The following is a 14,161-nucleotide window of genomic DNA, read 5'->3' as shown; positions in this document are numbered from 1 at the left end:
ACTTCAAAGGAACGTTATCGGGGACAAACAGTGAATCCGTCAAGCCTCAGGCGGCAATTGCCTCAGGCATGACGCTGGCATCAAGCATCTCTTTGAGCTCGTCGCCTTCAATCACTTCCTTCTCGAGAATCTTCTGAGAGATGGTCTCCAGCAGAGCCATGTTCTGACGCAGGATCGTGAGGGCCTGATCATGGGCGGTGTCGACAAGAGCTCGCACTTCTTTGTCGATGGCCTGAGCCGTGGCATCACTGACTGTGCGGCGAGGGTTGTTGTTGCCGCCAAGGAAACGCCCACCTCCCTGCTTGTCGTAGGCCAATGGTCCGAGGGTTTCACTCATGCCGTAGGTGCCCACCATCTGCTCGGCGATGTCTGTGGCTCGCTGCAGATCGTTGGATGCACCGGTGGTGACCTTTCCGAACACCACCTCCTCGGCTGAGCGACCACCCAGCAGTGTGGCGATCTGGCCTTGGAGTTCTTCCCTGGAGTTGAGGAAGCGTTCTTCGGTGGGGAGCTGCAATGTGTAGCCCAGTGCACTCATGCCACGGGGCACGATCGAGATCTTGGCCACCTTGCTGCCACCAGGCATCAGGTGACCGACGATGGCGTGACCCACCTCGTGATAGGCCACCACCTTCTTTTCATCGTCCTGGAGGACACGGCTCTTCTTCTCCAGACCGGCAACGACGCGTTCAATCGCCTCACCGAGATCCTGCTGCTCCACCTTGGTGCGCATGGCACGGGCAGCCAAGAGTGCGGCCTCGTTCACGAGGTTGGCGAGGTCTGCCCCGGCAAAGCCACTGGTGGCCTGAGCAATACGGTCGAGATCGACCTCGTCGGCCAGCTTCACTTTCTTGGCGTAGATCTCCAGGATGGTCTTACGGCCAGAGAGATCGGGACGATCCACCAGCACCTGGCGATCGAAGCGGCCGGGACGCAGCAGAGCGGCGTCCAACACTTCCGGTTGGTTGGTGGCTGCCAACACGATCACCGGCTTGTCCTTGGAGGCAAAGCCATCCATCTCGGTGAGCAGCTGGTTGAGGGTTTGCTCCCGCTCATCGTTGCCGCCCACAACACCCATCGAGCCGGAACGGCTTTTACCGATGGCATCCAATTCGTCGATGAAAATGATGCAAGGAGCGTTCTTCTTGGCCTGCTCAAACAAATCGCGGACGCGAGCGGCACCAGCACCAACGAACAGCTCAACGAATTCCGAACCGCTGATGATGAAGAAGGGCACACCCGCCTCTCCAGCGACTGCTTTGGAAAGCAGCGTCTTACCAGTTCCGGGAGGGCCAACCAAGAGCACACCTTTGGGAATCCGGGCACCGATCTCGGTGTAGCGATCCGACGACTTGAGGAAATCAACGATCTCAGCCAGTTCGTCCTTGGCCTCATCAACACCGGCCACATCGGCAAAGGTGACCCGCGACTGCTCGTCGGGCACGTAGACCTTGGCCTTGCTCTTGGTGAAATTCAGGGCTCCCTGGGCTCCACCACCTCCCATGGAGCGGCGTGCAAAGAACTGGAGCACGAGGATGAAAATCAGCGGGGGAACCACCCAGCTGAGAATCGTGGTGAAAATATTGGGCTTCTTCGGCGGTGCCGCGGCGAACTCAACGCCCTTGGTCTCCAGGCGCTGAGGCAGATCCATGTCAAAGATCGGCGTCGTAGCCAGCACCGACGGCGCTCCCTCTTCGGCTTCAGAGAGCTCGTAACGAATCTGATCCTGAGTGATGTAAGCGCGCTTCACAGCACCGTCGTTCACCTGATCAATAAACAGGGAGTAAGGCACGCGTGGAACCTGCTGCATGCCCTGATTGGGAATGAAGCTGCTAATCAGCAGCAACACTCCAAAACCGATCAGCACCAGGTTGAGGATTCCAAAGCGGCGGTTGGGGCGGTTGTCGTCCTCGCGGATCGGCATAAATCACGTCCTGTGCTGCGGTCAGGCTAAAGCCGAGATCCCAAGCCTGGTCGCAGCGCGATGGCGGAGAACCGAACGACGCATCATTGCGCTGATGCTCGCCTGTGCCTGCAAACCTCGGCATCCTCGTCGTAAGCGAATCAATCACAGTGGAATCGGAACGCGGTCGCACTCAGAGAAAGGAAGCGATCTATCAGTTGTTACTGCTGCTCTGCCTACTGGTGATGGCGAGCTTCGCCTTCCCTCGCATCACCTGGCTAGGCAACCTGGGTTATGCCTTGATCGCGCTGCTGCTCACCCAGCTGGTGATGCTGCGCAAACACGTGCTGAGACTGCACGACCGGATGTATCAGGCGCTGGGGGTCATTGCGCTGCTCACTCAGCTTTGGTGGTTATTGACGCCTGTTCACTGGCGCCTCAGTGCCATCCCACTGGTGGTGAGCTGGAGCCTGCTGGTGGGCTGGAGCGTGGTACGCCTCGTGAAACGACTGGCCAGCGAACAACGCGTGAACACACAAGTGCTCATGGGAGCAGCCGCTGGTTACCTCCTGCTTGGGCTGACCTCTGGTTTGGTGATGAGTGGTGTCGAAACGATTCAGCCCGGCAGCTTCGAGCCAGTCGCCCTTCCAGGGGTCGATGTGGTGGGCAATTCCAGCGTGCTGCATTTCACTCCAGCATTTGCGCAGATCAACTATTTCGCGTTCATCTGTCTCACGACACTGGGATTCGGCGACATCACTCCGGTTCACCCTTTAGCTCGCATGCTGGCGGTCAGCACAGGAGTGGTGGGCCAGCTGTATCTGGCTGTGGTGATGGGAATCCTGATCGGCCGGTTCAGTTCGGAGCTGCGCAAGAACTGAGTTGCGCTTTCAGCAGCAGGTCGTGACCCAGGCTCAGCCCTGGCTCACAGTTCAAACTCAGCACCTGATCCATCGCCGTGAAGCCCAGATCGCCTAGAGGCGTTCGCGCCAACTCTCCACCCAGCAGCTTGGGAGCAATCACGGCGGCAATCTCTTGCACACAACCCTGTTGCAACGCCGCTGACGCCAGACCCGGACCGCATTCCCACAGCACCCGATTGCAACCACGGCGTGCAAGTTCATTCAGCAGGAATTCAGGCTCACTGCGATCGAGGCTCTGCAGCTCCACCCCCTGAGCTTGCAAAGCAGCCAATCTGTTGGCCTGGGGCTCCACCGTTTCGGAGAATGCGTGGACCACCAAGGTGGAAGCAACATCCTGCTGCCACAGCTGTGCGGCCTCAGGTAAATCAAGACTGCGGCTGAGCACAACTCGCAGCGGTTCGGGCGTGCGGCGACCTCGGCTGGTGAGCAGCGGATCGTCGGCACGCACGGTGCCACCACCCACGATCACCGCGTCGCACTGCGCTCTGAGTTGATGCACCCAGGCCCGCGCCGGCGGACCACTGATCCACTGACTGGCGCCATTCGGCAGCGCCGTGCGCCCATCCAGGCTCATCGCCCACTTGAGCACCCCCCAGGGACGACCCGTGCACACCCGATGCACAAAGGCCCGGTTCTGATGGGCGGCTTCTGACTCCAGGATTCCGCTGATCACCTCCAAACCGGCATCACGCAGACGTTGCAAGCCACCACCGGCTACGCGCGGATCAGGGTCAGTGAGCGCCACCACAACCCGCTGGATGCCAGCGGCAAGGATCGCCTCAGTGCAAGGAGGTGTTCTGCCCTGGTGACAGCAGGGCTCGAGCGTGACCACGATCGTGCCGCCACGGGCGGCTTCGCCAGCCTGCTTGAGGGCTCCAGGTTCGGCATGGGGCTGACCGGCGCGCGCATGGAAACCTTCACCCACCAAGCGGCCGTCTGAATCCAGCACAACCGCTCCCACCAGCGGGTTGGGACTTGTGCGGCCTTCCGCCAGAGCCGCCAGCTGTAGAGCCCGGCGCATCCAGGGAATCCAACGCTGCTCCGGTTGGGCCAGACCCGCCATCAGCTCAGCGGCTCGGTCTGCACATCACGCCACTCAGCCACCACGTAGGGAGGCACGGGCATTTCATTGAACACACCGGGCAAGAAGAGGCGTAACGGTCGCTTGTTGGTGAGGTCATTCAGCAATGGATCAAGGGCAAATTCCACAGCTGCCTCGCGGCCGTCGCTGGCCAGAACAGGGTTATCAAGGGTGATGTCGTCGAGCTGCCATTCCTTCACGCCGGCCTGCACCAACAATGACGTGGGGTGATCGAGGCGCATCTTGCCCGGGTAGCCAACAATGCGCAGCACCACTGGATTACCCGGCTTGCCTACCCGATAGGCCACAGCCTGCCAACTCTGATAATCGAGATCTCGCAAGCTTTCCAGGCTGCGCAGCATCGGAGCACCATTTTCATCTTGATGCTCATGCACCTGTGCACTGGCCGCTGCCGGGGTGAGCAGCAGCAGCATCACGGCAACCAGCAAAGTGCAGAACAAACGGCGCAGCGCGAGCATGAACAGAGCATGGATGGTGTGTCCATGATTAGTCATGAACCACTCAAAGCGGCGTGCTTGCTGGATCCGCGGCTTGAAGCCTGCGGCACAGGCCTGCGTGAAGTCGACGACATGACCCCAACTGGTGACCAGGATGCTGAGCTGAGATTCGGCCCAGGCCAGCTGCGTTACTACGTGATGCGCATTCGACGTCGCCCGCAACCGATCACAGCGATGACATGCCACAAGCAAGCGACACAATGCCTGAGCTCTGCCGAAGGCCGGCCGTTCTGGATGCTGTTGGCAGCACCGGAGACCCAAGGGCCCGTGCTCGATGCCTCAGCCGCATGGTTGTTAAAAGTGAATCCCTGCGAGGGCATCAAGTTGCACCTGGGCACCTGGCATGCGGGCCCCCTCTTCGAAGCCCCGTCTGCATTGTTTTTCAACCTTGAACTGGCAGACACCAACCAGAGCGATCACAAAACGCTACCGCTCAGCAAATCACTGCACATTGATCTCAGCTGATCCACAAATTGATGTGCGATTGCTCCAACCAGCCGCTGAACTCATTCTTCTCAGCAGAAGTCTCCAATCTGGTTTAGAGCTGCTCTGGTTTTGAGCTGCAACATCTGGGCAATAGCTAATACCGAATCCAAATCGGCTATCAAATCGCTCGCCTGATGAGAAACTGTTGTGCTTTCAGTCCCTACTTAGCTTGAGTCAGAAGCGGAAGGTCAATCCTCCACTGGCGCGCCAGTCCGGTGATTTATTGAACCAAATCTTGGCTCCACCTTTGCCATAAATCATCCAAGAAGATGATTCACTGCTGAAAATCGAATAATCAACTCCTGCCTCAAGCAAAACTCCGTTTTCCATCTCTTGATTGGATGGAATTTTTGCTGTGACTGGGTTGTCTGTATTGGCACGCTTGTAAGAAACATCGCCATTACCAGTGTTCCAATCTGCCAACCAAGCAACGCGCACTGAAGGGGTAAACATATTGCCATTATCGTAGGCAATCGGCCAGGCAAATTTGGAACCGAGAGATGTACGCAGAAAATTGTCTGAATAAGAATCAAGCTTCAACGCCAACGCGTCATAGCGCCCTTTTTCTGTGTATGCAGAGTCGTTATTGCCATTCCATATTATCGTCAACTGTGGCTCAACAATGGCGTTACCCCACATCAAGGGAGCGCCCACACGCAAAGCGCCGACAAAAGACGTCGTATTCTTTGTTGCTGTATAGGTCTCATCAATCACTCCAGAAAGAAAAACCTGTCGCTTGTTGTCTCCTGAAAATGCAGTCGCTCCAAAAAGCCCTTGCACGTAAAAACCTTGATCTACATAAGAGGCTGAAAAACCTCCACCCAAGCCTGATGGATTCCAAGAACCTTTACCGGTATTTTCACCAGCAAACTGATTGAGTGAGATTCTGCCGTAATGACCAAAAACACCCAATTGCAACTTATCGGCTACAGGGGCATCAACACCCACAATAACCCCGCCATGGGTTGAATAAAAATCGTTGTAAACGCCGGGATAATAAATACCGTTCTTTTCAAGACCGCCGGTTCTGAACGGAGACATACTGCCAGCAAAACTTCTCACCCAGGCCCGCATCCCGTCATCAAGAAAAACACTTCTTGGATCCGCATCTTCAACATAGCTGATTCCTCCGACCTCCAATCGCTCAGTAGAGGCAATCAAAGTATCATCCAAGTAAGCCGAAGCCTCTTGATCATCAAGCTCACCATCCTTCATCCACAGTCCGCGTACTGGCTCAACAGAAGGATCATTCTCCTCTTCCACTTCTTCAGTCTCAACAACAACCTCGTCAACTTCCACAAGAGAACGAGTCGGCAAACGTTCCAGAATTGTGTCAGCGAGATCATTACTGAAGGCCTGCGTAACCAATCCTCCTGCAGCAATTACATTTCGGGGAATCAGCAATGAACTAGTGGCATCACCCAAGAGTTCTCGTCGCTCAGCCACGCTAGAGCCAGCAAGCTTATCCATCAAAGCATCCACCAGACTGGGATCTTCAGAATTTAATTCAACGATTATTTCTCCGATATCATCTGAGCCTTCATCATCAACGCAGTTGCTCATCCCAACAACAAAAGCGGTATTTTTTACTTTGTATTCTTTTACCAGGTTATCGCTAACGTGATCTTGATATATGCCTTCAAAATAACCTCTCAATCTATTTGAGCCCCCAACGCCACTAGCGACCCTTAGATTTGGTATTTGCTCGGAAACAGATTGAGCAAACTTATTCTTATTGCCAGTTTGATACTCCGCGAACCCCCATGGCGACACGGCTGAACTGGCAGCGCTCCAATGATTTTTATTAGTAACTGCTCCCTGAGTGCCTTTATTGTTTGTAGCAGTGTTGGTTGGTATTACTTCAGAATATAGAGCACGTCCATTTGTCGTATTATTTGGCGGGTTTAAGTTCGCAGCATCGACATTAGTGCCGGCAAAATAATAAGAACCAGTTCCACTCTTAACACAATACTCTTTACCATCATATTCAATAATTTGAAAATAGTTGGCCGCTTTTGCGCTTAGACTTAAACAACCAGCAAAAGACAGCACCAACCCAAGCGACAGGCTGGCAGTATTTACGGTGACGGTCTTATTCACTTGTTCTAGAAAGGCTATTGAAAATCCTAACGATAAGCCTAAAAAGATCAACTGCTAGTGAAGGCTTAAAGCGGTCCTTGGAAAGAGTTCGCACTTTTGGGATCACCACGTGGCGATACCTGGTCGAACAATAAAATATTGAAAGACGAATCACTAGATCAGTTTTTTTTCACCAATATCACTTCCACCATCTAGATTTTTTCTGAACCGGGAATCAATTCCCAATTAGTTTGGGTCGCCCAGAGCCCCCAGATCGCCATCGCCCTGAGGTAATGGCAAGCGCGGAAGGTGTTCACAGCAGTGATCGCTTCGGGCGTGCGGAACTGCAGCCCACCCGAGTACACCTGGTTCACCACCGCTGAGCAAATTGCTTCCGCTGTATGCGCTTCGCCCATCAGCTGGAAATAGCTGGCGATGCCGAAGTTGATGCCAGTCCACACCTCAAGCGGATGGGTGCCATTGGGGTCCAGTGGTGTGCCATCACGGCGCAGACCATTAGCCATACCCAACGTTCCGCCTTCGAATTTTTCAAAGCAGGCGTCTTTCACCGCTTTGAGGGTGCTGCGGCTGTTGGCTTCGCTCACCACAGGCTCCAGCCCGAGCAAGCGGGCATAGAAATCACCGCAGAGCTGATCCGCCATCACAACCGGCGTGCCACTCTCGGCATCAATGTCGTAGAACTCGCCGTTCCAAAGCAGCTTGTCGAAATTGCTGCGTGATTGCTCCAACCAGCAGCCGAACTCGTGCTGCTCGGAGGAGGTCTCCAATCCGGTTTTGAGCTGCAGCGTCTGGGCGATCGCCAACGCCGCCTCCAAAGCAGCGATCCAGAGTGCACCGCAATAGGCACTCACACCTTTCAAAGGCCAATCGTCGAAGGTCTGATCCGGCGCTCCGCCGTTATCCGGCAGACCATCATTGTTCACATCAAAGGTTTTCAGGTAGCGCAGCGCTTCAACGGCAGCTGGCCAGCACTCCGCCAGAAAACTCAGATCTTCGCCGCTGGGGGCCAGCTTGTAGGTGCGCCACACCTGCAACACGAAATCGCTGCCGAGATCCTTCCAGAGGTTGCAGTCTTGGTAGGCGGTGTAGTTGGTGGCATCCCAGGGCTGCTCATTGGGAGCGCCGAGATCATGCGGGGTTGCGCCCTTCACCTTGCGATCAGCTTCCACCCGGCCCTTGCCCTGGGTGAAATACCAACCAATCGGTCGCTGAGTTGCATCGGCCGCAGGGATGGCACGCGCGAAGCTACGCAACACCGATTTATCCAGCTCCGGCCAGAGCTGCAGCAAGGCAAAGGAGCCATAGAGGCGCACGTCCAAGCTTTCATACCAGGCGTAGTCGAGGCACTCCAGTACGCCGAAACGACCGTGGGGATCCTCCGGTGATGCCGCACTCCAGAGGCTGCCTCCACTGCAGAGGTCGTAGAGCTCATTGAACAGTGCCATCCTTAACGGCTCGGGCAACTCACTGCGCTGCAGCACCGGCTGCTGCCAGGCTTCGATCTGCTCCCTCCACTGCTTCCAGTCGCGCAGTGCTTCGGCGGCAATCGCCGCAGCCTGGTTACCACCAGTGCCAAAGAAATCGGTGTAACGGCGCAGAGCTTGACTGCCGGTTGCGAATGCCGTTACCGGTAGATCCCAGCTGATCACCACAGGGATCTCGATGATCTCCCCGGGAGCGAGCTGACAGCGAACCGCCAGGGCGGCACTCAATGGATCATCGCTGCCACTGCGGCGATCGTTGTTGCTGTTGGGGATCGAACCGTCGTCGCTGAAGCTGTTCCACAGCTCACTGCCATCACCTGAAGGGTTCCAGCGGCTGCAGCGTTGAATGCTCACAGCAGGTTGCTCGACTGTTGCAATGCACCACTGCCCATCGCCTTCAGCAATCGGAGCGGAGACATTGCCCTCCAGCAGCAGTCCCCGCAACGTTCCATCGTCGACATAGCGGTTGCGCTGCCCCTCTGTATGTCCGATCGCCGGGGCGTAGTTGTGCTCAGGGCTGCCGTCATCGCGGAAATGCACTTCAGCCGAGGCATCGGTGTTGGTGAACCAACCGCAGCTGTTGCGCCAGCTCAGCATCAGCGAAAGATTGAGCGGCTTCTTGGTGGGGTTGCGCAAGGTCCAAACGAACACCGCCACGGGGTAGCTGGTGCGCTGGTAATCGCCAGGAAGAATCGGGCTGAAGGCTTCACAACGCACATCGGCGTCATAAACGCCGTCGTAATGCGTCCAACTGAGCGGATAGCGGGCGGCGTAGGTTCCCGTGCTGCGCTCCTGCGTGCTTGCGGGGTACCAGTCCCAGGCCTGAAGTGGATCAGCCGCCTCCGGTCTGGAGGCATCAGCCTGCGGCTTCACCGCCAGGGCATGGGCGCGCCGGCTGCTGCCGTTGTCTTCAAACAAAGCGAACTGACAGTCGGGAAGCACTCCGAACCAGTGCTCACCGCCATCGAGATGCCAGAGGTTGATATTGCCATCGGGAGCCCGACCGATGCAGCCAGCCCCGAAGCCACCCAGCGGCATGCCGTGGTTGGGACCGTCGTCGAGATTGCTGGCATAACGGACCGTGTAGGGCTGATCCCAGGTCAGCCCAAAGGGCCTGCTCCAGCTGGCTTGCGGAGCACACCAGGCTTCAGAACGGGGACTACGGCGCAGCAGCGAACGCAGAGCAGTCAGTCCAAACCGAGCCATGCAGAGGCAGAGAGTCGACCCAGCCTGCCAGACCTGAACGGTCTGCGCTCATCACCAGAGGGAACATGCCGGAATAGCCACAGCAGGGTGGCGGCTAAATCTCCCGGGAGGGAAGAACCTGCTCAGCATCCAGCAAGGCGTCGAGGGTCACTGCCGTGCGCACCAGTGATTGATAGTGCTGCAGCACACGCCGGTTGCGGTCCAACCAGCGTGCTGCTTCCGCTGGGCCCTCACCCGCGCCAGAGCTGGTGAAGCCGGAGGGTCCGTCGGCATCCATCAGCTCAATGTCCTCGTGGCGAGCGATCAGGGCAAGCAGCAGCTCATGCAGTCGCTGACGGCGCTCTGCCTGTGCATCATTCCTAGTCAAGTCCACACCGGTTGCGTTCATAGTCCTCCCTTAAATCCCTGTAATTGCTGGTCTGACGCGACAGCAATTCACTCGCTTGCTCGGCCTGGGCTTTGTTGTCACCCGTCTGTTGCGAGGAAGCAATCAAGATCCGATTGCTGGCCATTGAGGCACCGAGTGTGTTCATCAGCCTCTTGATCAGGCTGCAGTCCTCCAGGGCATGAACAGAACCGGCAGACGAGAGCAAAAGCACCAACGCAACAACGACGGGGCGGAGCACAACAGAAGGACGATTCATTAACGCCAAGGTACCTCTGAACAGCCGACCTGATCCCGATCAGGCAGAACCACGGCCTAGCGAGCCATTCATGGTCATGGTGTCGAAATGGAGGATTGCAATCCTCCGCGACCCCCTACACCCATGCACAGCTTCTTTCGCTGCAGGGTGCTGACGGGCCTGACGGTCTTGCTCGGCAGCCTCAGCGCATCCGCAGCGGTGGCCCAGGAGCTTTACACCCTGGAAACCACCTGCAGAAGCGCAGGTCAAACCCACTCCTGCACTGTCGTGGCATCCGATGTCGACGACACCACTGAATACGTCCACACCTTTGGATCTCAGACCGTGAGTTATCGCGTGATCGATGATCCCTATGTGCGTATCGAAGGCCGAGCCAGCAACACGACACCATGGAGCTCGGTCAAGAACGCCACGATCGATTTCAAAGCAGAGGAGCTCTGTTTCAACAACCAAGCCTTCTGCGTGAAAAACACCAAATATCTCGCTGACGTGTTGGTGGGCAGCGGTGATGCCATGCAAGGCCGCACCAAGGTGGGCATGGTCTTCGCTGCGAATGGCCGCGTGGATGTGGCGTGTTTCGACAACGGCTGTGATCGACTGAAGGAGGCCATCAGGCAATGACAATCAACACTCGCCGATCCTCCAGACGTCGTCTCGCCGGCCTGCTGGGTCTGGTTCTCGCACTGCAACCGGCGGCAAGTCTGGCCGCCATCGGGACTGAATCAGCAGTCACACCTAGCTCCATTGAGGACATCCATCTGGCACAACGCCGCGGCGGTGGCAGCGGCTCACGCAGCAGTTCACGCGGCTCACGCAGCAGTTCCCGTAGCAGCTCCAGAAGTGGTGGCCGCACTGGATTCAGCAACTACAGCGGCAGTCACTCAGGTAGCCGTTCGAGCAGTCGTCAGAGCACCAGGCAGACCACGCTGAGCAACCGCCAAGGTCAGGCACGCACTAACAGCTCCAACCGCCAAGGGAACAGGCAGAGCAACAGGAGTGACCGCCAGGACCAAGTGCGGAACAACAGCGCCAATCGCCAGAACAATCGCACCGACCGCGTCAACTCACGCCAGAACAACCGCACCGATCGGGTCAATACCCGCTCTGATACACGTCGCGATGCCATCAACAACTGGGATCGCTTCGGCAACGGTTGGTACAGCGGAAACAACTGGTACAACAACCGCCCTTGGAACAGCGGTTGGTACGGCGGCTCCTACTACAACAACTGGGGTTGGTACCCAGGTCGGGCAGCGGCATGGGGTGTGGCAACCATGGCGACCTTCGGAGTGATCAACAGCCTGGTCAATACTGCCCAGAGCAACGAGGTGAGTTACATCGTTGTGCCCGACTCGGAGTACTCCCTCTATTACCCCAGCGTCACCGCCACCGGTGACACAGTGACGTTCGAAGCCGATGACGGCGACTCCACAGCAAGGTTCTATGCCGATTGCCGGCAAGGAACCATCAACGGTGGAACGCCCAACAACGGCAACGAAGCCCAGCTACTCAATGCAGCCTGTCAGGTGGCCTTTGGTGGATAAGGCTTAGTCGATGGTTGAGGGGTTTGCGGGTGCCATCAGCTCCTGCAAACGCCTCTCGGCCTGGGGCTCCAACTGCACCGGACAAGCGTTGTAGGTTTGCGCTCGATCTACTCGGGCTTGGATAGCATCACAAGCTTGATCCCAACCCTCAATGGAGAGGTCCCGATAGATCCTCGCAACAGTGGCCGTTGGTGATCGAACCAGATCGGCGTAGTCCACTTCCACCAGCTGACCGGCAGGAATCATGGGTCGCGCTGATTCAAACGCTTCAAGCAACAAACGGTGCGCCATTGCCGTTTCCTCCACCTGCCGCTGCTGATCAGGAGCCGGCTGCAGGCCGATGAGATCCGCCAGTTTCTGCTTCACCAACGTCAGAGAACGGACTGCATCGGCAGGGTCTCGTTTCATCAAGACAAAACGTGCCTTGGGGAACAGCTTTAACAACAAGGGCACCCGCGCTGAATGCGCTGGATTTTTGATCAACAAGTGATGCTTGCTGTCGCCATCATGCAACCACGTGATCCGAGTGAAGTGAAGCAGCTGCCGCTGAAATTCTCGGGTGGTTGATAACGTGCATCGCTGGAAATGCCTGAGGTAATCCTGCGGGAAAGCCACTCCAGCCATGTGGGAATCCATGGTGAGCCGAGCTAAACCAATTTCATCTTCCTGCGGATCCAGAGCGCTCCAAGGCACTGCATCGATCGGACGTGTCGCTGTCATCAAGCGATTGAGAACAGCAATGATCAATGGCTTCAGCACAAGAGCAGCCTGCGGAGCCACAGTGAGAGCGTTCCTGGCCGTGGCTGCGCCGGGGTCCGCCGCCATCAACTGATGCAGATAGGTGGTGCCACTGCGCCAGTGACCGATCACGATCACAGGGTCGTCAGGCAGCTCAAGGCGTGTCAAAGCTCGGCCCCAAATCAGAGACTGCAACCAGGCGAAGGGCTGAAGCAAAAAACCACCCAAACAAAGCTGCAGGCCTCGAAACAATCGATTGGGTGCAGGCCGGGTCATGGCCAGAGCTGCAACCAAGGTGGCAGGTGGGATACACCCACCTGCCACCTGCCGGTCGACGCAGCGCTGGATTTTCACAATTGATGCGCGTTCTTTTTAAAAATTTATGCTAAGTGGCGGAAAAACACATATCGTGCATTTCTTCTGAGACCTTCTGTGACCAAGACCTCTGCCACCACTGGACATTCCAGCCAGCTGGCAGCGGACGCCCAGTCACAACAGAGCATGGACTCACCCTTCCACTCCGCCAGCGAGCTCAAGCAACTGTTCAAGCTGATCGGCAAATCCTTTGACGCCGTTCAACTCAGCCATGGGCGGCTGCAGGGGCGATTCAAGGTCGCCAACCTCGGCAGCATTGTTCTTATTGAGCTGACAACCAATCAACACTTACTGCTGAATGGAGAGAGGGGTCCCGACTGCATGAGTTTTTGCTTCGAGGCCACAGGATTAGCCGACGAGCATCGGCTGTTCAATATTCCGATCGCGACATATTCCCTCAATGGCTTTCGCCAAGGGCAGATCGAAGCACATTTTCAACTCTCAGCCCACACCACAACTTATCTGGCGGTCTTATCAACCACTCACTTCAATGCATTTCTAAGACATTGGGACTCAGAAGATCTCATTGATCATCTGAAAACGAACAATGCAATGCAAGTCTCTCCTTCAGTGCATGCGCAATTTCGCCAAAGATTTCAATATTTTCTCGAGCACCAGCCCGCCACATGCCAACAACGCAGACAGACAACAAATCACCTTTACAGATCGTTCTTAGATGCAATCTCCAACAAAGAAGAGCATATGTATTTACCCTATAATCCCTCACCCAGACAAAGACTCGTTAGAGAGTTCGTAGCTTGGGGCTTCAAGAATTCAGAGCAAGACTTCAATCTTGACCAAATCAGTGAATCCCTCTTCTCATCTAGGCGAACTTTGATCCAAGGGACCAAGGAATCATTTGGCATGGGTCCGATGGAGATGATGAAAAGGGTGCGACTCGAGCAAGTGAATTGGATTCTGCGCTCGCCAAATGCACGTGCAGAAAAAAACTTCAGGACGATCACTGAAATCGCCCAGCACTACAAATTTCAAAGCCGTGGACATTTTGCCAAGGCATATCAGCAAGTTTTTGCTGAAAGCCCAAGTGAAACCTGGTTGAAATCAGCGAACCAGTAGCAATTGTTTCAGGTCCCATTTGTGCGCACCTGACCAGCAAACCAATGGCTGGCGAAAGCATGTTGGCTACCAACGGAAGGAT

13 protein-coding genes are annotated in these 14,161 nt (G+C 56.2%); 5 read left to right on the top strand and 8 right to left on the bottom strand.

Features of this window, described 5'->3' with window-relative positions:
- Positions 1–46: 46 nt before the first annotated feature.
- Positions 47–1,924: an ATP-dependent zinc metalloprotease FtsH gene (gene ftsH / locus SynMITS9220_RS03760; protein WP_186990835.1), complete on the bottom strand. Its 1,878-nt coding sequence runs from the start codon at positions 1,922–1,924 to the stop codon at positions 47–49.
- 104 nt (positions 1,925–2,028) lie between these two features.
- On the opposite strand from ftsH, the gene SynMITS9220_RS03755 reads away from it, so the two are divergent.
- Positions 2,029–2,784, top strand: coding sequence for a potassium channel family protein (locus SynMITS9220_RS03755; RefSeq protein ID WP_370594362.1), 756 nt, complete (start codon positions 2,029–2,031; stop codon positions 2,782–2,784).
- Here SynMITS9220_RS03755 and ribD read toward each other — a convergent pair.
- Positions 2,759–3,889: a bifunctional diaminohydroxyphosphoribosylaminopyrimidine deaminase/5-amino-6-(5-phosphoribosylamino)uracil reductase RibD gene (ribD, locus tag SynMITS9220_RS03750; protein ID WP_186990832.1), complete on the bottom strand. Its 1,131-nt coding sequence runs from the start codon at positions 3,887–3,889 to the stop codon at positions 2,759–2,761. The genes SynMITS9220_RS03755 and ribD overlap by 26 nt on opposite strands.
- Positions 3,889–4,386 carry a DUF3122 domain-containing protein gene (locus SynMITS9220_RS03745; RefSeq protein WP_186990830.1) on the bottom strand — a complete coding sequence of 166 codons (498 nt, stop codon included), beginning with the start codon at positions 4,384–4,386 and terminating at the stop codon, positions 3,889–3,891. Before SynMITS9220_RS03745 ends, ribD begins: the two co-directional genes overlap by 1 nt.
- A gap of 24 nt (positions 4,387–4,410) precedes the next feature.
- Between SynMITS9220_RS03745 and SynMITS9220_RS03740 the strand changes: the two genes are divergently transcribed.
- On the top strand, positions 4,411–4,890 hold the full coding sequence (locus SynMITS9220_RS03740) for a hypothetical protein (protein ID WP_186990828.1): 480 nt from the start codon (positions 4,411–4,413) through the stop codon (positions 4,888–4,890).
- Positions 4,891–5,085: 195 nt separating this feature from the next.
- Here SynMITS9220_RS03740 and SynMITS9220_RS03735 read toward each other — a convergent pair whose 3' ends face one another.
- From SynMITS9220_RS03735 to SynMITS9220_RS03720, 4 genes are all read right to left on the bottom strand, one after another.
- Positions 5,086–7,011, bottom strand: a complete 1,926-nt coding sequence (locus SynMITS9220_RS03735) for an autotransporter outer membrane beta-barrel domain-containing protein (protein ID WP_186990827.1) — start codon at positions 7,009–7,011, stop codon at positions 5,086–5,088.
- A gap of 191 nt (positions 7,012–7,202) precedes the next feature.
- Positions 7,203–9,701, bottom strand: coding sequence for a GH116 family glycosyl hydrolase (locus SynMITS9220_RS03730; RefSeq protein ID WP_186990825.1), 2,499 nt, complete (start codon positions 9,699–9,701; stop codon positions 7,203–7,205).
- Positions 9,702–9,795: 94 nt separating this feature from the next.
- Positions 9,796–10,089, bottom strand: a complete 294-nt coding sequence (locus SynMITS9220_RS03725; RefSeq protein ID WP_186990823.1) for a hypothetical protein — start codon at positions 10,087–10,089, stop codon at positions 9,796–9,798.
- Entirely contained in the window at positions 10,061–10,345 is a 285-nt protein-coding gene (locus SynMITS9220_RS03720; protein ID WP_186990821.1) for a hypothetical protein, read from the bottom strand. Before SynMITS9220_RS03720 ends, SynMITS9220_RS03725 begins: the two co-directional genes overlap by 29 nt.
- 123 nt (positions 10,346–10,468) lie before the next feature.
- Between SynMITS9220_RS03720 and SynMITS9220_RS03715 the strand changes: the two genes are divergently transcribed.
- A complete protein-coding gene (locus SynMITS9220_RS03715) occupies positions 10,469–10,966 on the top strand; it encodes a hypothetical protein (RefSeq protein ID WP_186990819.1) in 498 nt (165 codons plus the stop codon).
- Complete coding sequence (locus SynMITS9220_RS03710) at positions 10,963–11,889, top strand: hypothetical protein (protein ID WP_186990817.1); 927 nt, start codon at positions 10,963–10,965, stop codon at positions 11,887–11,889. The genes SynMITS9220_RS03715 and SynMITS9220_RS03710 overlap by 4 nt, the downstream gene beginning before the upstream one ends.
- 3 nt (positions 11,890–11,892) lie before the next feature.
- Here SynMITS9220_RS03710 and SynMITS9220_RS03705 read toward each other — a convergent pair whose 3' ends face one another.
- Positions 11,893–12,903 carry a sulfotransferase gene (locus SynMITS9220_RS03705; protein WP_186990815.1) on the bottom strand — a complete coding sequence of 337 codons (1,011 nt, stop codon included), beginning with the start codon at positions 12,901–12,903 and terminating at the stop codon, positions 11,893–11,895.
- Between the two features lie 156 nt (positions 12,904–13,059).
- On the opposite strand from SynMITS9220_RS03705, the gene SynMITS9220_RS03700 reads away from it, so the two are divergent.
- Positions 13,060–14,079, top strand: a complete 1,020-nt coding sequence (locus SynMITS9220_RS03700) for a helix-turn-helix domain-containing protein (RefSeq protein WP_186990813.1) — start codon at positions 13,060–13,062, stop codon at positions 14,077–14,079.
- Positions 14,080–14,161: the final 82 nt, after the last annotated feature.

It is taken from the genome of Synechococcus sp. MIT S9220, from assembly GCF_014304815.1.
Lineage (GTDB): Bacteria > Cyanobacteriota > Cyanobacteriia > PCC-6307 > Cyanobiaceae > Synechococcus_C.
The sequence above is the reverse complement of the archived record's forward strand: the minus strand, read 5'-3'. Positions and strand labels throughout refer to the sequence as shown.